This window comes from Propionivibrio pelophilus DSM 12018 (assembly GCF_059569095.1).
Map to the genome: position 1 here is coordinate 1 of NZ_JCANUT010000144.1, position 1,138 is coordinate 1,138.

Annotated in this window: 1 protein-coding gene; it reads right to left on the reverse strand. The window is 49.5% G+C overall.

The window, feature by feature from the left end:
* Positions 1 to 394: 394 nt before the first annotated feature.
* A partial coding sequence (locus BO74_RS21115) for a DsbA family oxidoreductase (RefSeq protein ID WP_496445376.1) occupies positions 395 to 1,138 on the reverse strand: 744 nt, incomplete at its 5' end.

The window sequence follows — 1,138 nt, forward strand, 5'->3', positions numbered from 1 at the left end:
CGTTTGGAGGGACGCTTATAAAGGAATGGCATCCCATCCGAAAGAGTCTAGGCACAGGCCCGTGATCGTGGCCAAGTGCTGGCTCAAAAACACCGTGAGCACGAATATCGGTAAATGATCTTTGTTGGGCGAAAAAAAAGCCACTCTTGATGGCTCCCTTTTCATAGACAGATCTGCTCAAATATCGTCGTCAAACTCTTCGTCATACTCCGGTTCAAAGTACTCTTCCAAATCCACTCTTTTGCTCCTTGTCGTTGGTTACAAAGCGAGACTACACGGCGATTATTGCAGCATCGTTACAGCGGCTTTCGCCTAAGCAGACGATCAATTCTTCCTACAAAAGACGGGACGGGGAAATTCACAAAGCCCCCCAATAAAACTGGTGAATTTCTGGTCATGCCTCGTTTTTACTTGAAACAAGTACTCGTTTGATTTCGTTGACCAGTACCGACGGATCCTCGGCGCCTTGGATGCTGGACTTGCGGTCAAAGATGAAGGTTGGCACCGAGTTCACACCCCATGTCCTCGCTTCATGTTCCATATCCCAAATCAGGGAAACATCCTCGTCAGAATCAAGATATTTGAGCACCTCGGCCTGATCGTAGCCGCACGCTGTGGCTACATTCGCAAGGACCATTCGGTCACTCACGTTTTCGCCCTGCTCGAAATGTGCTTCGAATAGTCGCTCCACCAATTTAGAGGCATCTCCTCGTCGTTGTGCCCAGTGAATGAGGCGATGTGCCATGAGTGTATTGGCGCGAATCTGGATTTTCTCAAACTGGTAGTCGATTCCCAGAGTGATACCGACTTCACGTATACGCTGCCATATCCCTTCGACCCGTTCTCGACCACCGAACTTTTGAATCAGGAATGGCAAGTACGACTCTCCCTCCGAAGGAGTATCGGGATTGAGAAAGAACGGTCTCCATTGCACGTTGTACTGGAAATCTGGATAGCTTTCCAAAACGAGGGCGATTGCCCGTTCAAGCCGGCGAAGGCCAACAAAGCACCAAGGGCAAACGACATCAGAGACGACTTCAATAGTTATGAGGTAGGTCGTCAACCGTAGAGTCCAACGGGTTAAGCGGCTATCTGTTTTGCATGGTATTGCTGGGTGAATTGTGCCGGCGACAGATAG